The sequence below is a fragment of the Sulfurimonas sp. genome (assembly GCF_028714975.1).
Classification (GTDB): Bacteria; Campylobacterota; Campylobacteria; order Campylobacterales; family Sulfurimonadaceae; genus Sulfurimonas.
In genome coordinates this window covers 109,197-128,624 of the sequence record NZ_JAQTLH010000004.1, presented here as the reverse complement: position 1 = coordinate 128,624, position 19,428 = coordinate 109,197, and the positions used below count along the sequence as shown (strand labels likewise).

Sequence of the window (19,428 nt, the reverse complement as noted above, 5' to 3'; positions counted from 1 at the left end):
ATTAAAGTTCATCAGGAAAACGATCATCATCTGCTATATCCTCAACTGTAGGATGAGTACCTGCATTGCGCATTGAGATTGTCTCATTGTATTCTTTCGCTTCAACAATCTTTGTAAATTCAATCGTTTCGCCTAATCTTTTAACCTCTTGTTCAACAAGGTCTAACGACACATTAAAAAATTCTTTTCTTCCGTTTACCATATTTACGCGATTATCATTAAAGATTACATGAAGACTTCTTTCAAGTTTTGGTGCGTCTTTAGAATAGATCATTGCATGAACATCAAAAAGAAATGGTACGGAGGCATCTCCAAGTTCACGAACACGATCAAGTGGTTCAAGCCGACGTGTCATACCGATTTTATAAACATTCTCACCAAATGAACCAATATTAGAAATAACATAAACATGCCCTGATCGGGTTTGCTGTGCCATCGAAAGAGCACGTTCTTTTTTCGCTTCAGCTTCAGCAAGTTTTACTTCGAGTTCTTTAATTTGACCCTCAAGTGCTCCTAACTCTTCAGCTTTCGCACCAGCTAGCTGCTCATGGGCTTTTTTCAATGCTTTTTGGTATTGCGCTTCTTCTTTTTCAGCATCTTGCTGTGCTTTTTCGAGTTCTTTTTGAGCTTTTTCTTCTTCACGCATCTGTTCACGGATAGCACGTTGTTCTTCTTTCTCGTCTTGCGCTTTTTCACGGTATTCATGTGTTAATTTCAGTTCTTGAAGCTTTAATTGTAGGTATTGGTAGGCAATATTCACTTTATTTGACTCATTGAGCTTATCTATGGTTTCGTACGCCTTATTAATTCTCTCTTGCATGGTATTATAATTATTCCACTTTACATTAGAGATGATTGCATCACATTCGCCATTAAATGCTCGGAGGGTTAGCTTGATAGATTTATCTGTCATTTTCTGCCCTTCTCTCTTATTTCCATCTACTGTCCAGTTAGTAGAACACATCACAGCTGTCTTGGCTTGTATCATCTGTTTTTGCTTTTCTTTGATGAGATCGAGTTCCTGCTTATATCGCTCCGATGTGTCAAAAATATATGTTGGCTTATAGAATCCATAGCTAGTCAATTCATACTCTTCTTCTACTTTTTCCAACTCTTTTTCAAGATCCCTCATTATTTGTAATTTTGTTTTATACTCGCTTCGCAGGTCATTAAACTCAATACTAGTTTTATCTATTTGTTTTTTGATTTTTTCTACTTCCAATTCAAGATCGATGATTGCTGAGTATTTTTCAAGTTTCTTTTTATTTTGCCAATATAAATAACCAATAGCAACAAAGAGAATAATAATGATGGTATATGAAATCATAATGTGAACCTTACATTAGTGGGATTAATCGTTTTAAGCGTGTAGCCTAAACACTCCTCAAAGATATCATGCAGAAAACCGTCTTGGTATTTTTCCTCTTTTACTGTTTTTATAAACTCTATTTTTGCTAAATAGTTTTGATAAGCACTCCAGCGTTTTGCAACTAAAGATTCATCTTGTTTATATGTTTTGAGAATTGAAGCTTGAAATATAGACAATATCTAACCTTTAAAAATATTTTTATCAATTTTACCTAAAACATAACAAACTAAAGTTGAAAGGTTAGAACCTTTTATATAAATTTATATAACGCACAATAGCAGTTTAAAGCTCATCTAAAAATTTTATAATTTTCTCACTTGGGCGCCCGATAATTGCTCTATCACCTTTAATAATCACAGGACGCTCAATAAGTTTTGGGTATTTAACCATCGCTAAAATCAGCTTATCCTCATCAAGCTCATCTGCTAGATTTAGCTCTATATATAACTCCTCTTTTGTTCTCATTAGCTCTCTTGCAGATACTCCAAGCATTTTTAAAACTTCTCTAATTTGCACCTCATCAGGGGAATCCTCCAGATACTTAACTACACTAGCCCCATATCCGCCGTTATTTAAAATCTCCATCGCCTCACGGGATTTTGAGCATTTTGGATTATGCCAAATTGTTATTTCACTCATTTTTTAACTCCTTTTATCTGATTTTACACACTCTAGATCCTGAATCTAATATAAACCTACTGCTTAGCTGCCTTACACCCACTCATAATTTTTTTCCAATCAAGGTCAAAGTTCTTTTTCACATAAGCCTTATGATGAGGGACGGTGCATTTTGAGCAGTTTTGGTGGATGACGCCTTTGCCTGCGAACTTTTCGCCGTTGTTTATTTCGCATCTGCTTAGGATTTTAAACTCATTGTACTCTCCTAGCCCTTCATCATTAAACCTAAAATTCGGGCATCCGCAAAGGTAGCAGTTTAATTTCTCCATCTCGTGGCACTTCTTGTTATCTTTGTAAAGCGGACAAAAATCAATCTCCTCTTTTGCCATATTTTCATACTCAAAATAATCGATTATCTGCTCTTTTGTGTAGCCGTTTGCGACAAGTTTATCAACAATTTTTTTATGTTTATCTGCATGTTGTTTGAACCATTCGTCATAACTCATAAAATCATTCCTCTTTTTTTGCTCTCAAGCCTATCGTACATCGCTAACATGTTATAGTAGTCGTTATGCAGCGTTATATCTATGAACAACTCCTCTTTTTGGAGTATGCGTTGGGCATATTCCACCCTCTCTTGAGTAAAAATATTAAACAATCCCTCTTTGTAATCTTCAAAATCAAATCCCTCGTCATCCATACGAATCAGCTCCGCAACTACATGCCCGAGTCTGTTTGCTCCAAACTCTAAAAGCTCCTGTGCCTGCTGAGCATCATCCAAAAGCAGATATATCTGCGCTTTAAACTCCGCCATTGTGAAGTTGTTTTTAAAGATAACGCCTATGTACTTTTCCATACTCAAAGAGTCGTCAAGCGATTCAACCATGTCTAAAATATCCTCAGGGTCATATTCGCTAATGTTTAAAACCATATCACGGATAGTTTTACCACTGTTTTTGTTGTTGTAGGTCAAATCCTGTACGGGGTAGACTTCGGAAATACTCGGGATAATAATCTGGCAGGAGTAAAATCCAAGATAGTCGTACTCCCGTAAATATATCTCTTTTTCCATCTCTTTTGCGATACTTACCAAAAAATCAAACTCATCTTCTATGCCGTCATATCTCCAAGTTGCGAACTCAAAACTCTTAACAGAACTTAAAAAACCAAACCCGAGTTTTCCGTTTGAGTCAACAAAATGGGATTCGAGATTAAAGCCATCGGCTACTATGCTCATATCAAATGTCGGGGTTTCAAATGTATCAAGACTCTCTAAATCACGCCCTTGCATAAGTTCCGTCATTGTCCTCTCCAAAGAGACTTCGAGTATCGGGTGCGCTCCAAAAGAGACAAAAAGAGTTGCATTTTTCGGGTTTATCAGCGAAATGGCAGTTACCGGAAACTTCCCGCCGAGCGAGGCATCAAGGACTTCTACGATGTAGCCTGACTCCCTAAGTGCCAAAAGGTCTTTGTAAACTCTCTCATAAGATTTAACAACTTCATCGGGAAATTTCGGCAGTGCGTAAGCGTTTTTGATAATCTCCAATTTTGCATACCGCTCATATATCTCGCTAAGAGCTTGGATTTGCGCCTCTTTTGGCGTATTTCCCGCAGCCAGTCCGTTACTGACATAGAGATTATTTAAGATATTTACGGGAAAATAGACTCTCTCGTCACTGAGGAGTTTTTTAAAAGGCAGAGCAACTATTTTATCCGAAAAGTCGCTGTTATAGTCAACCAAATCATCACCGCTGAGTTCACCATCCGGGTCATAAATATCAAAAAGCTCTTCACTAAGATAGTCATCGCCAAACTCAAATAGTGCTTCGTCGGGATAATGCTTTCGCTTAGGCAGATAAAAATCCGTAAAAAAATTATTTGTCTGAAGTCTCTCAATGTATTCGCCCAAAGCGCTTGCCGTTGATGCCTCGCTAAGGATTCCTTTTCCGTTTGAGTAGATATGATTTGGCGCTTCGGCGGAGCTTAGATTTACGGAGTAGCAGTTATCAAGAGGATGTTTTTGTTTAGACATCGTAGTTTTACAGCCGACATCCTCCAACACTTTTTGCATTTTTGAGATTGACTCCTCCAAGGGAGCGGTTTTTGATAAAAGTTTCACTGTTTTTTCCTAATAATCAGATATATAAAAAACGGTCCGCCGATAAGAGCGGTAACAATCCCTATCGGTACTTCGCTTTGTGTCTGTAACGATCTTGTAATTGTGTCACAAAAAACCAAAAAAAAGCCTCCAAAGAGTGCGGTTTTAAAAATTCTGGCATATATGGTTGATGGGTAGATTTTTAAAACTATATGCGGAGTTATAAGCCCGACAAAACCGATGGGTCCGCTTATGCTGACAAGCGTACCTACGGCAAAGGAGGAGATTAGCAGAAGCACTCTCGTTGCTTTTTTTGTATCCAAGCCTTTTAGTTTTGCACTCTCATCCGAAATACCCAAAAGTTGAAGCTCAAATCGGTAGATATAGATAACCATAGTCAAAAGAGAGGCGATTAAACCGACTATAAGCGGATTTTGCCATCCGATGATAGAGAGCGAACCCATAGTAAAACGGATAAGCATATCGTTTTGAATAGCATCTCCGAGATAAAAGATTATCATAAGAGCAGAGGTGTAAAAGAGCGAAAGGGCAATTCCTAAGAGCAAAAGCGACTCATGTTGGGCATTTTTTAGAAATTTTGCCAGATAAAGAAGCAGTAACACCGTTAAAATTGCTCCGAAAAATCCAAAAAGATGAACAGCGCTTATGCCAAATAGCAGAGTTCCAAGCCCAAGTTTTATGGCAATTCCCGCACCCAAAACGGCGCCGCTTGAAACTCCCAGAGTATAAGGCGTCATAAGTGCGTTACGAAAGAGCGTTTGAAACAGAAGTCCGCTAAGAGCAAGTATGACGCCTGCAAAAAAAGCAAACAAAACCCGCGGCACCCTTAGTTCAAAAAATATCTTTGAGCTAAGAGTTGAAAAATCCAAAACCTCGTTTATCTCAAGCGGCACTGCACCGATAAACGGCGAGATAACAAAAATAGCTATTAAAAAAAACCATACCAAAAACTTACTCATACTTTACCGCCAATGAGCAAAACTCTACTCCGTAAAGCTCCCTTAAAACCTCATCGTCAAAAAAATCATCCTCGTAAAAGTGAGCGTTTTTATCTTTTATAAAAGCGATTGGACTGCCGATGAAAGAAGCAAGATGCAAATCATGCGTGATAAGAATAATTTGGTGCGTATCTTTTAACTTTTTTATATATTTTGCTATTACCAAAGAGTTGCGGGGATCAAGGTTTGCCGTCGGCTCGTCAAAAATGATGATTTTGCTCTCTTGGCAAAGAGCCGCAGCGATGAGAGAGAGCTGCTGTTCCCCTGAGCTTAGCGAAACTAAAGTGTGATTTTTCAGATGCTCAAGACCTAAGAGTTTGATGTTTGCATCTGCTATTTTTCTATCCTCGCTTGAGTACTCAAAAAAGCTTTTTTTATAAGCAAATCTCCCAAGCAGCACAAAATCTTGCACTGTTATAAAGGAGTCGTAAATCTCTAGTTTTGCAGGGATATAAACGACTGTTTTTGCCCTCTCTTGATATGACAAGTTTTTGATATTTATCCCGTCTGCGAGTATCTCTCCGTCGTACTCTATCAAAGAGCAAATCGCGCGAGCCAGAGTGCTTTTGCCCGAACCGTTTGCACCGAGTATGCTTAAGTGCGACTCTACACTCAGGTTTACATTTTTTAAGATACTCTCATTGGAGTAACTGCACGAGAGAGATTTTAGCTCAATCATCTGTTCATCTCATTGCAGAGTCTCTCAATACTAAGAGCGACTCTGTGTGAGGGTATGTTTATATAACTCTCATCGACTACCGTTATGCGTTTGTTTTTACTTGCGTTAGTCGGGAGTGAGTGCCATGTGTCGAGTGCTTTTTGCTTGTCAACCAACCCGTTTGAGGCATTTGAGTGAAGTATGATAATCTGATCGGGGTTTAATGCTATAACATTTTCATAACTTAAAACAGGTTGGTTAGTTTGGTTAGCGTTATATGCGTTAGTGTTTTTGCATATCGAGATGATGTCGTTAAAAAATATCTCGCTTCCCGCTATATAGATGCCGCTTCTTAAATCTTCATGCAGTCCGTAAACTATCATAACCGTATGTGGCTTTTTACTTTTAGGAGCGTTATTTATTGAATTGTTTATGTCGTCTATTAGAGTTTTTGGATTTACCTGTAACTCGTTTGAGAGTTTTTGTATGGAATTTTTTATATCGTCAATGGTTTGGAGTTTAAGCATTACAGTTTTTATATTGAATCTTTTTAACTTCTCTAAAGTCTCTTTGTTAAAATCTTGTCCGATTACCAAAGTTGGAGAGTGTGCGATGATTTTTTCTAAATTCGGGTTTGAATACCCACCGATGATAGGCAGACTTTGAGCCTCTTTTGGGTAGAGTGAGTATTCACTTGTAGCAACGAGAGCATCACCTTTTTTTAGTGCATAAACTATTTCCGTAACTGACGGGCTGAGAGAGACTATTCTCTCATTGCCCAAAAGCGTGAGCGTAAAAAACAACACTAAAAAAAGAGTTTTTATACTCACACGGTATCCTTAGATTTTTAGTTTAAATCCTGCAATTGCAGTTGTGGTAAAGTTTATAGGATAGATAGCATTATCTTGTATCCACAAACCGTTCTTTTGGTTAAACAGATTGTTTATTTTAGCAAAAAGTTCCAAATTATCCCTCGTATAAGTTGCCGATATATCAGTATGGATGTAAGCATCTTGTTTTTGTGCGAAGTTGTTGTTAAAATCATTTGCCGCATAAGCCTCTGAACGGTACACCTGTGTTAGAGAAAGTATAGTATTTTTAGTCGGAAGATAGCTTAGAGTCGCTTTTATGTTATGGTTCGAAACACCCGGCAAATCGTTACCTGAGTAGTCGTTGCCGCCTTCAAGCTCTTTGTCTATAACCGCTTTAACATAGTTATAGTTCAGTGCTATATTAAACTCATCCGTAATTAGCCATTTGTCATAAATATCTAAACCGTATTTGTATGATTTGTCTATATTGGTATTTTTCGAGTTCATAAAAGTCGGATCGGCAAAGTAGTAAATCTCATCTTTTAAATCAACATAAAAAAGCGATATCTTAAACTTATTTAGGGGAGTGATGTTGTTAAATCCAAGCGTAAAACTATCCGTTTTCATAGGATTTATAAAGCCGTTAAAAGTGACGGTTCCAAACCAATCTCTGTTAAAAAACCTGTCGATATCAGGAGCTTGATAAGCATGGGCATAGTTTAAAAAAACAGAATTTGCTTTGTCAAAAGTGTAGTTATAACCGAGTTCAGCCCCAAAAAGCGAGTGGTTGTCTTTTAAAGCGTTGCTTGCGTCATCGTATCTGTACTCTACATTTTCAACCCTTGCACTGGCTTTTAGGGAGTGGTTGTCAAATTTGAAATTGCTTATAAAAAAAGATGCCAAGTTCTTTTTTGCGGTTTCATTTTCTGTTCTATAACTATTTGCATGAGACTCTCTTTTTCCGTCAAAAATATCAAAACCCGCCAAAATAGTTACATTTTCGCCATCGTAATTAAGCGTGGTTTTTGCGGAGTTATAAATATAATCGGCAACAGAGGAGTAAGTCACATAATTAGAAGTTTTTTCCTCATGATTTGCATCTGCATTTAAAGAGAGTTTGTTACTAAAATAGTAACTAAAGCCCGCATTTACCGCATCCGTGTCAAACTTTTGTTTAGATGCTCCCCAGTTTGTAGCCCCCGCTTGTTTTGGGTCATTCTTGTACTCGTCAAGCGTTAAATAGCTTGCATAGATTACATCCGTTCTCACAAGCGCTGCACCTGCTCTTAATTCCAACTCATTGGTAGGATTGTACGCAAAATTAAAGGCGGCTGTTTTAAATCTGTTTTCATCTTTGCCGCCGCTGTCGTTAATATGACGAACCCCATCGCTGTTTTGCGCTTCACCGCCGGCACTTATCGAGAATTTTTCATCGCTGTGACCCAAGTAAAAAGAGCCGTCCGTTTTGCCGTAACTTCCGCCGTAAAATGCAACCTCTTTGTCGTTGTTCTTTTTGGCGGTAATATTTATAACACCTGCATTTGCCCCGTCACCAGAGGCAACTATGCCGCCGGACTTTATAATCTCTATTTTTTCGATAGAATCGGGTGAAATAGCGCTTAGAAGAGGTGCTACCATATCGATATTGTTGATTTTTCTGCCGTTAAGCGTTACGACGATGTTTTGGTAGCCATCACCCATTCCGTATCCTCTCATATCCAGCTTTTGAGAAAACGGGTTTCCGTAAGAGGGCATTGTACTAACGGATGTTTGCTGATTTAAAAACTCATAAAGATTTTGAGCATGAGCTTTTTGGATATCATCCGCCGTGTAGACTTCTACGGCATCGGTTGATTTTAACTCATCCGTTTTTATAGCCGTTGATGTGATATCCAAGGGTTTTAACTCAATGTTTTGAGCGACTAATATGCTTGAAGCCAGTAGTGATAAAAGTATCTTTTTTTTCATTGTTATTTTCCATAATTATTATTTTTGTAATTCAGACTGCCGCGTCACTTCGTTCCTCGCAGTGACGGTACTTGTCATTGCGAGCTTCTGCAAGAAGCGCGGCAATCTTTTTTGGTTCAATTAATGATAATGGCGGAGAGATAGCGTTGTTTAGGTTTTTAAAGTAGTTAAGATTTAGTTTTTGAAAAGGGTGTAGTCGCAGCGTTTTTTTTGTGCGTTTAAAGTAATAACAGTTGCAGTGGCAAGGTTTTAAAGAGAGGGAAAGCGTACAAAGTGTGGCGGCGAGTTCCTCTTCTTCTAGTTCTGCATCAAGTTCATCGCTTGAAAAATTTAACATATGAAAGCTCTGCACTCTTGACGCATTGGCATTTAGCGTAACTTGGTTAGAAGTTGCCGTAATCGCTCTTAGCGTAAAGTAGTTTTTGCCAAAGCCTTTTGGAAGTTTCACAAATATCCTATATCTTAGTTTTTCGCAAGTATAACAAATATTATTTTAAATAATAAGATTAGTTTTAAATCATCGTGTATAATAGTGCTATAAAAACAGTAAAATGAAAGAATTAAAAAATACAGATGAATGATTCCAAAAATCTTAAACATGCATTTCTTATCTCTATAATCTATTTTACAGTCAGTGTGCTGTGGATATTTTTATCTGACGCTGCCGTTGCATCTTTAACTAATGATGCAGATACAATTACTATACTGCAAACATATAAAGGATGGTTTTTTGTTTCTCTAACTGCCGTAGTTCTATTTTTTTTAAGTTCTAAATTTTTTCAAGATATGCATCTGCAATGTGTTCAAAGTCTAGAACAAACCCAAGCGTGCAATATAGCAAAAGAAATTGCAAAAGCTTCTCAGATTGAACTCGTAAGGTATGAAATCATTTTAACTACGCTTGTTAACAGCTCTCCAAATGCCATCTTTGCAAAAGATTTAGACGGAAAATACATACTCTTTAATGATACTGCACTTAAAATGATAAACCTACCGCTAAAAGATGTTTTAGGCAAGAGTGACGAAATGCTTTTTTCACACCAAGACTCTCTTAAATTAAAAGAGGATGACAAAGCCGTTATAGCCGATGGCAAGATACATACAAAAGAGGAAGAGATAGTAACAAACGACGGTATTAGAAAAACTTTTTTGATTACAAAAGGTCCTCTTTTAGATAAAGAGGATAAAACATTCGGAATATTCGGAATATCAAGAGATATTACCGATCAAAAAAAATATGAACGCTATCTTTTAGAATCTAAAGATAAATTTTATAATCTTTCACATATGAATTTAGTAACCAATTTACCAAATAGACTGCATATTAGTGAAGTTTTAACTGAAAAATGTTTAGAAAATCTACCTTTTTATCTTATCCTTTTTGATCTTGATGAGTTTAAAATAGTCAACGATTCATACGGTCACCGCTTCGGAGACAAACTCCTTTTTGAAGTCTCTAAAGTTCTTAAAAAGGTTTTTGACTCTACTGCTTTTATAGCCTGTATGGGCGGTGACGAGTTCGGAATCATCATAAATTCAAGCAATAAAGAAGAGATAATTGTTTTAATGCAGAAACTGCACGATAATCTTAACAAGCCTTTTAAAATAGATTTGATAGATGTTTATATTACGGCTAGTTCCGGTATCTGTTCTTATCCTGATGATGCAAAAAGTATGGAAGAGCTCTATCAAGCGGCAGATACGGCAATGTATAACGCTAAAAAAATGGGTAAAAACAGATTTAGTTTTTATAATGCCGAGTTTAAAAAAGATGCAATAGCTTATACGCAAATAGTTACAAATCTAAAACAAGCAATAAACAACAGTGAACTTGAGCTCTATTTTCAATCTCAAAATAACCCGCTAACAAGTAAAATTATAGGTGCTGAGGCACTTTTGAGATGGAAATATCAAGATAAAATGATACCTCCCGATGTATTTATCCCCATAGCCGAAAAAAGCGGATTGATAGTAGAGATAGGAAATTTTGTACTAAAAAGCGGTTTTAAAACGGTTAAAAAATGGCGTGAACTTGGAATATTAAATAGTAAAATAGCTATCAATGTCTCCGCTCGCCAGCTTACACATTTGGATTTTATAAATACTCTTAAAGATATACTGGAAGAGACAGGGTGTGAAGCATCGTGGATAGAGCTAGAAATCACGGAGAGTTCTGTTTTGGAAAACCCAAAACTTGCGATAAATTTACTATGGCAGTTAAAAGGATTGGGATTTCATATTTCAATGGATGATTTTGGTACGGGGTACTCATCTCTCTCTTATCTGAAAAATCTTCCGATTGATAAACTAAAAATTGATAAATCTTTTGTGACAAATATAAGAAATGAGCCGAAAAATCAGATTATCGTTAAAACGGTTATCTTCTTGGCAAGAGAGTTAAATATACAAATATTGGCAGAAGGCGTAGAGACACAAGATGAACTTGACTTTTTGGTAGAGAACAAAATAGACTCCATACAAGGTTACTACTACTCAAAACCGCTTCCGTTTGATGAAATGGAGAAGTTGTTACAAAAATAATTTTTTACTTTTCATACACCTCGTCTCGTGTAAAATATGAGGCTTCAAGCCCATCCTGCAATATCTCTTGCGTCTTTGCGTAAACATTTTGAAATATCCCATGCTGTGTGTCGTGATTTCTTTTTATTTTTAGGTACATAATATATGTTAAGCACAAAATAACTGCGTAAGAGCCATAGACAAGAGACGGAGCTTCTACATATAGTTCGCTAAAGAGAGCGATAATATTATGAACCATAAACAAAACGGTAACTCCCACACTCCCAATCCAGATGGCATAAGCGCTGTTTTTAGAATCCGTTTCAAAATTTTCAAGATTTTTTAGAATCTGAATATTTTGGTTTAGTTCTGTTTTAAAATTAGCAATCGTTTCACTATCTTCATCTTTGATAGCCAATTTTTTTACCTGAATACTTGAGATCTCACTTTGACGGTTTATCTCTTTGTACTCCTGTATAAGTGACGGATTTTTTATAAGTGCTCTTTCTACCATTTTTGGAGTGATATTGTGTGTAGGCACACTCTCTTTGATTTCAAAGAGAAGTGTATTGTAAAGCCCATCGTTTAGGATTTGATTTGATATTTTTTCTATATTTACCATTTAATAAGCTCCATAATTTATTTATGCCTCTTGTGGAACCAAATCTTTAGTTTGAAGTTTTGATTTTTTAAAGATACCCAAAAGCCCTTTTAACCCTATACTCATAAGAACATTTAACAAAAACACTACCCAAGCAGAGAGGAGTAAAAGTCCACAGATACCCGCTAGTATCATATATGTTTGGTATTCGCCCTCTAGGTAAAGAGTTCTTCTTAACATCCCGTCCATCGCAGCCATTCCCATAAATGCACCCATTCCGATACCGCCGATTAAATGTGCCCAAAAGTGGTAAGATGCCATTTTTTGACTATATAACTTCACGCCGTTTGTGAGCGTCGGCCATAGGATATAGATAGCACTATAAAGCGTCATTGTAAGCCCTACAAGTATTGCCACATGGAAGTGAGGTCCTGCTACCCATTGAGTGTTGTGCAAAATTCTGTTTAATCCCATATCCGCTTGAATGATTCCCGCAGGAACCGCCAACATAAAACCTAAAATACCGCCAAGTAAAAATTTTAGCTCATTGCTCATTTTTAACGGTCTTGCACTCCATAAAGTAACAAGCGTAATGAAAATCGCTATACCTTGCGTTACAAGCTCAAACGCCGTTACCATCTCACCGCTTACAAGTTTCATCATATTGTACTGACCTTGATCTGCCAGTAAGTGATGCGACCAAACAGCCCATGAAACGATTAGCTCAAGTAAAAGAGCCGCTCTTGCGATATTTTGCATAAAAAGTTTTTTACCCGTAATAAGCATTGCTAAAAGATACCAAGAACCTGCTATATAAATAAGCACTAAACCATCTGCTATTAAGTCAAGTCCCCACCAGAAAAAGTTTTTGTAAAGCAGCGCATTAACAGATGTGTAGTCCATAGAAGCACCTGAAAGGTCACCGATAATGTATACTAAGATTAAAATTCCGCATGTCAAAATCACAAGCGCATCAAGAAAAGTATCAATCGTTCCGCGAAAAATAGCCACAACCGGAAGTGAAACCGCAGGCTCTTTTGCATACGGCTCACGACCCGTCATTTTGTACAATATATTAAGCATCCCGTCAATCCCCAAAGCAGAGATAAGAAGCGGCTTAAACGGTCGTTTCTCATGACCCTCTTCGGTATAAAAAACAGTTGCAAAAATGTTGTAGATAAAGCCCAAAGTCCCTATCATAATAAGTGCGACACCCGTTATAAAGACAAGTCCGCCAACCGCATTAAACTGTGAAAAATCAACAGGAAGCGGCCAGTAGAGCGTATAAAGCGGAGCATAGTGAAATATAAATCCGCCAAGCCAAGCCATCAAAGCACCAATTGCAATCAGTATCCAAGTCGCGTTTGCAAGCTTTATGCTGTACAACGGTTTTTTCATCAGATACGGCACCAAAAACGTAAATGCTCCAAATACTATGAGATAAGTCGAGCCGAAAATTCCCACTATCGGATGAACCGTCATAACGGAAAAGTAGTGTGAATTATCAAGCATCGGTAGCGGAGTAATAGCATGCGCTCTCATCATCATTCCCTCTAACGCCGATAAACCGTAGTAAAGAACCCCGATTATTACCGCTCTTAGGGTTACTTTTTGGGTAGGCGTCAAACCGTCGGTTTTAAGTCCGCCCTCATGACCGTTTATTAAACTATTTAAAAAACTCATAAACTTCCTCCTTTTTGTGAATATTTGTCGTCTTCGGCACATCCTTTGACTTCAAAAACATCTTTGATGTACATATTTGCGCCTTTTGGACCCGAATATTCAGTAGATCTTAAATGATATACGCCATTTTTGCCAAACTTCCACATAAGGTCGTTTTTGCTTCCCGGAACTACCTGCATCTGCGTAACCATCGAGTTGTTTTGTCTAAAAATACCAAAACCGTATGTCAAATCTTTACTTGTGACATCAAATAAAACATACTCATTGCACTTAAGTTCTATTTTTGGGCTAGGAAGCATAAACTTGTGATCTTCAATCGTTATATTTACGACTTGAGCGGCTTTGAGAGAGTCTCTTTTAAAGTCTATCTCCACCCATGGAATCTTGTTAAATGTAACAATGTGAATTGCCACACCGACTGTTATAAGCGCACCTACATAAGTATAAAATGTAGCGGGCTTGAGTATACGGGGCTTGCCCTTTGGGTTTACTACACCCAGTGCAAACCAGCCGATAAGCGAGATTACCGCTAAAGTGTATAAAGTATATACAAGCTTTAGCATATTTAACACATCAACCGAATCGGTCATTTTTTCTCCTTAAATAAAAAATTTAATATTGAAACTTTATCATTTATTATAAATTTAGAAATCAGTTTATTGTATAAATATTAATCAATAAGTTGGATGTTAATACTTCATAAGATGTCATGTTTTTCATTGAAACCCCTTTCGTCATTGCACCCCCCCCCTTCGTCATTGCGAACAAAGTGAAGCAATCTCAACGAAGCAATCTAAATGACAACTGCCGCAATCTGTTTTTAGAGCTTATATATGATAAAATCTTTTTATGAAACTTTCACACCTAAAACAGATAACGGCTTACCTGCAAAAATTTACAAAAATATCAGCTATTTATAGGGTTAGCGACACCATTATTAAAATTGTGTTTGACAGAGACGATGAGCTCTATTTTGAGATGCAGCGTTCAAACTCCAGAATATTCAAATGTGCCTCTTATGCGCGTTCAAAAGTCTATAATGCCCCGTTTGATGTACTTTTGGCAAAACGATTTAACCGCGCAAACATCCTAAACATAGACCTTTTAAATAGCGATAAGATAATAAGATTTAAAACTTCCGTTGCCTCTGCTTACAAAGAAGAGATTACCTTTTTGCAGTTTGAATTTACCGGAAAATATACTAATGTGATTATCTTGGATGAAAATGAGATAGTTCTTGAAGCGCTTAGGCATGTTGATCTATTTTCCTCATTTCGTGAAGTCAGAGTCGGGCAAAAACTTTTAGATGTTTTACAGGCTCCCTTTGAGGCAAAAGAGTATCCGCTTGATGATGTTGAGCAGTTTTTGTATGATGAGTATGCAAAAGAGATGCAAGATAAGCTCTCTAGTCTAAAAAAACAAAAAATCTCGCTCCTAAATAAAAAACTAAAAAAGTTAGAAAAACTATCCGATACTTTAGATGATGAAAACGAGCTAGAAGCCGAAGCGATGAAATATAACCGGTTTGGAAATCTGCTTTTAGCAAATATGCACAATGTAAAACCCTATCAAAGAGTTGTAGAAGTAGATGATTATGACGGAACAAAGGTTAAAATAGAACTTCACAAAGAGTTCTCTTCAGTCGCTATGATGGCAAATTCGCTATTTTTGCGAAGTAAAAAAGCAAAACAGAGAGCTGCGCATATGCATATAGAAAAAAACTCTCTGCTTTGTAAGATAGAACATATGAAACTCTTTATTCATACGGTTGAGGAGGCAAAAGATGTCGCAAAAATCCAGCTTCTCTTTCCAAAAAACATACAAGCCAAAAAAGTAAAAACCAACGATTCGATTGAGACTTTTTGGATAGACGGCTATAAAGTAAGCCTTGGAAAAAATGAAAAAGGAAATGTTGAACTGCTTCAAAATGCCCGTGCAAAAGATATCTGGCTTCATATGAAAGAGAGACCCTCAGCGCATGTAATCATTACGACGGATAAACAAAATGTTCCGCAAAGTGTCATAGATGGAGCTGCAAGACTCTGCGTAGATTTTACAATGTTTCAAAAAGATAGATATTTGGTCGATTATACTCCAAGAAGAGAAGTTACCATCCAAAGCGGTGCGAATGTGCTTTATAATAAGTATAAAACCATAGAAATAGATACGAGATAATTCTGCCACTTTATGTGGCAAGCTTTAGTGCCACAGCGGCTAGCGAAGTAAAAGGGACGCGTTCCTTTTACGGACAAATAAATGAAGGGTTCCTTTCATTTTACAAAGTAAAATTAAGGGAAAAAAAAGATGGCGGTAGGACTAGTAGCAAATGCGATATATGTCAATCAGCAAACCCCGAGCGTTGCATCGGTTGCTACCGCTCACAACAGCCGTGTGGATTTTCAAAATATGGTAGCGCAAACTGCGGCACAAGAAAAAGAGATAGAAGTTCTTGAAGTTCGCCCGACGGAAGAAAACTATGAAGTTGATCCCGACCGTGAACATGAAAAAAATGAAGCGGATCAAGAGAATGCAAGAAATAAAAAACATAAGAAAATAGAAGAGGAAAAAGAGGTTCAACCGCCTTTACATATATTAGATATTAAAGTGTGATTGGATATAATAGTTTCTAATATTTTACTAGGAAAAGCGATGAATGTATTTATGGTCTCAAAAGAAAGACTAATCACCGGTATAGCATTAGCTGTTGGAGTGCTTATAATAGGCTTTGTAGATAACTTTTTTCTTATGTGGCTCTTTTTGGGAGCGGTCTACATATTGGCATTTTACGAAGCGATGAGACTATTTGATATAAAAAATAACGATTTAGTCTATTTTGCCGTCGGGGTTTGGCTGCTTGCGGCAATATATCCGCACAGCGATGACATTTTTATTTTAACATGTTTGGCTTATGCGGGCGCCGTTGCTTATAATAGAAATTTAAGCTGGAAAAATTTTCTCCCGTTTATCTATCCGACCGCAGGGATGCTTTTTATCTTATCAATGTACCAAGGGTATGGAGTTCTTTCTCTCTTGTGGCTTTTAGTGATTGTCGCTCTAACCGACATCGGCGCCTATGCGGTTGGTACAAGCATGGGTAAAACCCCGTTTAGCCCTACTTCTCCGAACAAAACGCTCGAAGGCGCGCTCGGTGGAGTGGCGGTTGCAACGATGGGTGGAATGTTTGTGGGTTTATCTATCGTAGATTTGGGCGTTTCCGTCGTCATCTCTTTTATGGTCGCTCTTAGTTCAATCTTCGGCGATTTGTTTGAGAGTTTGCTCAAAAGAGAAGCAGGCGTAAAAGACAGCGGAAGTATTTTACCCGGTCACGGCGGTGTATTAGATAGAATAGACGGCTATCTTTTTGGCGGTATCGTAATGTTGGTACTTCTTCGCGGGCTAGTTTGATTTGATACTGCTCGGCTCTACCGGTTCAATCGGCGTAAATACGCTTGAAGTTGCAAAAAAATTCTCAATGGAAATTGAGGTGCTTGTTGCAGGCAACAACATAGAGCTTTTAAACAAACAGATAAAAGAACACAACCCAAAAACAGTCGTTGTCGCAAATAAAGAAGATATTCATAGAGTAAACCATAACAATATTTTTTATGGACAAGAAGCGATTTTAAGAGTTATAGAAGAGTCAAAGAGTGAGTTGGTCGTAAACGCGCTTGTAGGCTTTTTGGGTCTTCGTCCAACGCTTACGGCTCTTGAAGCAGGCAAAAAAGTGGCTCTTGCAAATAAAGAGTCACTCGTTGCCTGTGGTGCTTTTATAGACACAACCAAAATCCAACCCATAGACAGTGAACATTTCGGACTTTGGTATTTGATGCAAAATCGCCCCGTAGAAAAGATGATAATCACCGCAAGCGGCGGAGCATTTCGCGACTGGGAGATAGACAGACTCAAAAACGCAACACTAGAGGACACTCAAAAACACCCAAATTGGTCAATGGGGCAGAAAATCACGATAGACAGCGCGACAATGATGAACAAAATATTTGAGCTCTTAGAAGCAAGATGGCTTTTTGGAGAGGGCAAATATGATGCAATTATCGAGACAAAGTCACTTATTCACGCGCTCATCGACTTCAAAGACGGCTCAACCACCGCTCACTTTGCAAATGCCAGCATGCAGCTTCCTATCGCTTTTGCACTTAATGGCAAGATGCAAGAAAATATCCTCCCGCATGTAGATTTGCTAAAAGTCGGCTCTCTTGAATTTCGCGAGATAACTACGGATAGATACCCGATTTGGCAGATAAAAGAGGAACTTCTAAAAAATCCCTCACGCGCAGTTGTAATAAATGCCGCAAATGAAGCCGCAATAAAGAAGTTCATATCTCGCGAAATAGGTTTTATGGATATAGCAAAAACGGTTATAAGAGCTTACGAAAAGTTTGACACTTTGCCAAAAAGCGTTGATGATGTATTTGCTCTTGATGAAGAAGTTAGAGCTTTTGTGAGAATAAAATGATACTCTCAATTGAAAGCTCATGCGACGATAGCGCTATCGCGATAACAGAAATTGCCACAAAAAAGCTTCTTTTTCATAAAAAGATATCTCAAGAGTTAGAACACTCGGTTTATGGCGGTGTTGTTCCCGAACTGGCAGCCAGACTGCATGCGGAGGCACTTCCTAAGATTTTAGAGGAGTGCAGAGCATATTTTAGTGACTTAAAAGCGGTCGCGGTTACTACGACTCCCGGATTAAGCGTTACTCTTGTTGAGGGCGTGATTATGGCAAAAGCTGTCTCTATTGCGCTAAATATCCCTATAATCGGCGTAAATCATCTTATCGGGCATATCTACTCTCTATTTATAGAAAAAGAGGCGGTTTTTCCTTTGACGGTTTTACTGGTTTCAGGCGGACATACGCAGGTAATGGAAGTAAAGAGTTTAGAAGAGATAAAAACGGTTGCAAAAAGTATGGATGATAGTTTTGGCGAGAGCTTTGACAAAGTGGCTAAGATGATGCATCTCGGTTATCCGGGAGGACCGGTTATAGAAAAGTTGGCAAAGGAGGGAGATAGAAAAAAGTATAACTTTACGGTTCCGCTTCATCAATCTCCTCTCATCGCATTTTCTTATTCGGGGTTAAAAAACTCGGTTAGACTTGCCGTAGAAGATGCAAACGAGAACGACTATAAGGATATAGCCGCATCATTTGAGCATATTGCCGTGTCTCATATCATACAAAAACTCAAGAAGTATTTTAAAGATGTTACGCCAAAAACATTTGCCATAGTCGGCGGAGCTAGCGCAAATCTCTATCTTCGTTCTGCCATAGAGGAGCTTTTAAAACCTTACGATGCAGCTCTGCTTTTGAGCGAGTTGAAGTACTGCTCAGATAATGCAGCGATGATAGGTAGAGTTGCCGTAGAGATGTATGAAAAGGGGATATTTAGCTCGATTGATGAGCTTGAAATCTGTCCAAAAAGTGTCATTTAGCTTAAAATGTGCTTAGCATTAAACACTCTTTTTCTAATTAAGAGTAAAATTATCCGATTTAAAATATACTTCTTTTATCAATAAAAAGTTAAAATAAAAAAAACAAAAGGAGCCGAAAATGGCAACTACAAAATTTAAAGGCGTAGAAGTAAAACTTTTAGGAAATCAAGTAAATGTTGGTGATAAAGCACCGGAAATTACTGTTGTAAATTCAGCTGGTTTGGCTGATGTAGTAGTCGGCGGCGCTCAAGGCGTTAAACAGCTTATTATCGTTGTTCCATCATTAGATACAGGCGTATGTGCTACTGAAACTCGTAATTTTAATGCAAGAGCTGCGAAGCTAGAAGGTGTTAAAACTACTGTTGTTTCTATGGATTTACCGTTTGCATCGGGAAGATTTTGTGCAGCTGAGGGAATTGATAAGTTAACTGTTGCATCTGACTTTAGAAACAAAGATTTTGCTAACGCTTACGGTGTACTTCTTGGCGGTTCAGTTCTTGCAGGCGTTACTTGTAGAGCGATTTTCGTAGTTGATGCGAATGGAATCGTAACTTACAAAGAAATAGTTCCTGAAATCACTGAAGAGCCAAATTACGACGCTGCTATCGCTGCAGCTAACTAATTTATGTTATAC

20 protein-coding genes are annotated in these 19,428 nt (G+C 37.8%); 7 read left to right on the top strand and 13 right to left on the bottom strand.

The features are described 5' to 3' along the window. Window position 1 precedes the first annotated feature (1 nt). The 10 genes from PHQ93_RS05260 to PHQ93_RS05215 form a co-directional block, all read right to left on the bottom strand. Entirely contained in the window at window positions 2-1,327 is a 1,326-nt protein-coding gene (locus PHQ93_RS05260; RefSeq protein WP_299941798.1) for a DUF4041 domain-containing protein, read from the bottom strand. Beyond that, a complete protein-coding gene (locus PHQ93_RS05255) occupies window positions 1,324-1,545 on the bottom strand; it encodes a hypothetical protein (protein WP_299941796.1) in 222 nt (73 codons plus the stop codon). The genes PHQ93_RS05260 and PHQ93_RS05255 overlap by 4 nt, the downstream gene beginning before the upstream one ends. Window positions 1,546-1,651: 106 nt before the next feature. Then, window positions 1,652-2,008 carry an arsenate reductase (glutaredoxin) gene (arsC, locus tag PHQ93_RS05250; protein ID WP_299941794.1) on the bottom strand — a complete coding sequence of 119 codons (357 nt, stop codon included), beginning with the start codon at window positions 2,006-2,008 and terminating at the stop codon, window positions 1,652-1,654. A gap of 56 nt (window positions 2,009-2,064) precedes the next feature. Beyond that, entirely contained in the window at window positions 2,065-2,493 is a 429-nt protein-coding gene (locus PHQ93_RS05245) for a hypothetical protein (protein ID WP_299941792.1), read from the bottom strand. Then, window positions 2,490-4,106 carry a YcaO-like family protein gene (locus PHQ93_RS05240; protein ID WP_299941790.1) on the bottom strand — a complete coding sequence of 539 codons (1,617 nt, stop codon included), beginning with the start codon at window positions 4,104-4,106 and terminating at the stop codon, window positions 2,490-2,492. The genes PHQ93_RS05245 and PHQ93_RS05240 overlap by 4 nt, the downstream gene beginning before the upstream one ends. Further along, window positions 4,103-5,065, bottom strand: a complete 963-nt coding sequence (locus tag PHQ93_RS05235; protein WP_299941787.1) for an iron ABC transporter permease — start codon at window positions 5,063-5,065, stop codon at window positions 4,103-4,105. Before PHQ93_RS05235 ends, PHQ93_RS05240 begins: the two co-directional genes overlap by 4 nt. Then, window positions 5,058-5,783: an ABC transporter ATP-binding protein gene (locus PHQ93_RS05230; RefSeq protein ID WP_299941784.1), complete on the bottom strand. Its 726-nt coding sequence runs from the start codon at window positions 5,781-5,783 to the stop codon at window positions 5,058-5,060. Before PHQ93_RS05230 ends, PHQ93_RS05235 begins: the two co-directional genes overlap by 8 nt. After that, on the bottom strand, window positions 5,780-6,592 hold the full coding sequence (locus PHQ93_RS05225; protein WP_299941781.1) for an ABC transporter substrate-binding protein: 813 nt from the start codon (window positions 6,590-6,592) through the stop codon (window positions 5,780-5,782). The genes PHQ93_RS05230 and PHQ93_RS05225 overlap by 4 nt, the downstream gene beginning before the upstream one ends. Before the next feature lie 9 nt (window positions 6,593-6,601). Continuing rightward, window positions 6,602-8,542, bottom strand: a complete 1,941-nt coding sequence (locus PHQ93_RS05220; protein ID WP_299941778.1) for a TonB-dependent receptor — start codon at window positions 8,540-8,542, stop codon at window positions 6,602-6,604. Between the two features lie 31 nt (window positions 8,543-8,573). Further along, a complete protein-coding gene (locus tag PHQ93_RS05215) occupies window positions 8,574-8,990 on the bottom strand; it encodes a hypothetical protein (RefSeq protein WP_299941775.1) in 417 nt (138 codons plus the stop codon). 125 nt (window positions 8,991-9,115) lie between these two features. Between PHQ93_RS05215 and PHQ93_RS05210 the strand changes: the two genes are divergently transcribed. Next, on the top strand, window positions 9,116-11,083 hold the full coding sequence (locus PHQ93_RS05210; protein WP_299941772.1) for a GGDEF and EAL domain-containing protein: 1,968 nt from the start codon (window positions 9,116-9,118) through the stop codon (window positions 11,081-11,083). Between the two features lie 4 nt (window positions 11,084-11,087). Here the strand turns inward: PHQ93_RS05210 and PHQ93_RS05205 are convergent, their stop codons facing one another. Genes PHQ93_RS05205 through PHQ93_RS05195 form a run of 3 tightly spaced genes read right to left on the bottom strand, consistent with a single transcriptional unit; the run spans window position 11,088 to window position 13,936 of the window. Beyond that, complete coding sequence (locus PHQ93_RS05205; RefSeq protein ID WP_299941769.1) at window positions 11,088-11,684, bottom strand: hypothetical protein; 597 nt, start codon at window positions 11,682-11,684, stop codon at window positions 11,088-11,090. Window positions 11,685-11,705: 21 nt separating this feature from the next. After that, the gene (locus PHQ93_RS05200; RefSeq protein WP_299941767.1) at window positions 11,706-13,346 is read right to left on the bottom strand and encodes a cbb3-type cytochrome c oxidase subunit I; all 1,641 of its coding nucleotides are present in this window, start codon (window positions 13,344-13,346) and stop codon (window positions 11,706-11,708) included. After that, entirely contained in the window at window positions 13,343-13,936 is a 594-nt protein-coding gene (locus PHQ93_RS05195; RefSeq protein ID WP_299941765.1) for a cytochrome C oxidase subunit II, read from the bottom strand. The genes PHQ93_RS05200 and PHQ93_RS05195 overlap by 4 nt, the downstream gene beginning before the upstream one ends. Window positions 13,937-14,195: 259 nt before the next feature. On the opposite strand from PHQ93_RS05195, the gene PHQ93_RS05190 reads away from it, so the two are divergent. The 6 genes from PHQ93_RS05190 to tpx all read left to right on the top strand — a co-directional run bounded on the left by PHQ93_RS05190 (window position 14,196) and on the right by tpx (window position 19,416). Then, window positions 14,196-15,521: an NFACT family protein gene (locus tag PHQ93_RS05190; RefSeq protein WP_299941762.1), complete on the top strand. Its 1,326-nt coding sequence runs from the start codon at window positions 14,196-14,198 to the stop codon at window positions 15,519-15,521. Between the two features lie 129 nt (window positions 15,522-15,650). Then, the gene (locus PHQ93_RS05185) at window positions 15,651-15,956 is read left to right on the top strand and encodes a hypothetical protein (RefSeq protein ID WP_299941759.1); all 306 of its coding nucleotides are present in this window, start codon (window positions 15,651-15,653) and stop codon (window positions 15,954-15,956) included. Between the two features lie 39 nt (window positions 15,957-15,995). Next, complete coding sequence (locus PHQ93_RS05180; protein ID WP_299941756.1) at window positions 15,996-16,751, top strand: phosphatidate cytidylyltransferase; 756 nt, start codon at window positions 15,996-15,998, stop codon at window positions 16,749-16,751. A 1-nt stretch (window position 16,752) separates the two neighbouring features. Then, window positions 16,753-17,820, top strand: a complete 1,068-nt coding sequence (dxr, locus tag PHQ93_RS05175; RefSeq protein ID WP_299941754.1) for a 1-deoxy-D-xylulose-5-phosphate reductoisomerase — start codon at window positions 16,753-16,755, stop codon at window positions 17,818-17,820. Beyond that, window positions 17,817-18,794 (top strand): tRNA (adenosine(37)-N6)-threonylcarbamoyltransferase complex transferase subunit TsaD, encoded by a 978-nt coding sequence (gene tsaD / locus PHQ93_RS05170; protein ID WP_299941753.1) that lies wholly within the window; start codon window positions 17,817-17,819, stop codon window positions 18,792-18,794. The genes dxr and tsaD overlap by 4 nt, the downstream gene beginning before the upstream one ends. Window positions 18,795-18,912: 118 nt before the next feature. Next, window positions 18,913-19,416 (top strand): thiol peroxidase, encoded by a 504-nt coding sequence (gene tpx / locus PHQ93_RS05165; protein ID WP_299941752.1) that lies wholly within the window; start codon window positions 18,913-18,915, stop codon window positions 19,414-19,416. Window positions 19,417-19,428: the final 12 nt, after the last annotated feature.

Bases quoted from the DNA above. Each gene is read 5' to 3' on its own strand.
- PHQ93_RS05185 (WP_299941759.1), top strand. From the start codon at position 15,651: ATGGCGGTAGGACTAGTAGCAAATGCGATATATGTCAATCAGCAAACC.
- PHQ93_RS05235 (WP_299941787.1), bottom strand. From the start codon at position 5,065: ATGAGTAAGTTTTTGGTATGGTTTTTTTTAATAGCTATTTTTGTTATC.
- arsC (WP_299941794.1), bottom strand. From the start codon at position 2,008: ATGAGTGAAATAACAATTTGGCATAATCCAAAATGCTCAAAATCCCGT.
- PHQ93_RS05245 (WP_299941792.1), bottom strand. From the start codon at position 2,493: ATGAGTTATGACGAATGGTTCAAACAACATGCAGATAAACATAAAAAA.
- PHQ93_RS05195 (WP_299941765.1), bottom strand. From the start codon at position 13,936: ATGACCGATTCGGTTGATGTGTTAAATATGCTAAAGCTTGTATATACT.
- PHQ93_RS05200 (WP_299941767.1), bottom strand. From the start codon at position 13,346: ATGAGTTTTTTAAATAGTTTAATAAACGGTCATGAGGGCGGACTTAAA.
- PHQ93_RS05220 (WP_299941778.1), bottom strand. From the start codon at position 8,542: ATGAAAAAAAAGATACTTTTATCACTACTGGCTTCAAGCATATTAGTC.
- PHQ93_RS05205 (WP_299941769.1), bottom strand. From the start codon at position 11,684: ATGGTAAATATAGAAAAAATATCAAATCAAATCCTAAACGATGGGCTT.
- PHQ93_RS05180 (WP_299941756.1), top strand. From the start codon at position 15,996: ATGAATGTATTTATGGTCTCAAAAGAAAGACTAATCACCGGTATAGCA.
- PHQ93_RS05190 (WP_299941762.1), top strand. From the start codon at position 14,196: ATGAAACTTTCACACCTAAAACAGATAACGGCTTACCTGCAAAAATTT.
- PHQ93_RS05260 (WP_299941798.1), bottom strand. From the start codon at position 1,327: ATGATTTCATATACCATCATTATTATTCTCTTTGTTGCTATTGGTTAT.
- tsaD (WP_299941753.1), top strand. From the start codon at position 17,817: ATGATACTCTCAATTGAAAGCTCATGCGACGATAGCGCTATCGCGATA.
- PHQ93_RS05230 (WP_299941784.1), bottom strand. From the start codon at position 5,783: ATGATTGAGCTAAAATCTCTCTCGTGCAGTTACTCCAATGAGAGTATC.
- PHQ93_RS05210 (WP_299941772.1), top strand. From the start codon at position 9,116: ATGAATGATTCCAAAAATCTTAAACATGCATTTCTTATCTCTATAATC.
- tpx (WP_299941752.1), top strand. From the start codon at position 18,913: ATGGCAACTACAAAATTTAAAGGCGTAGAAGTAAAACTTTTAGGAAAT.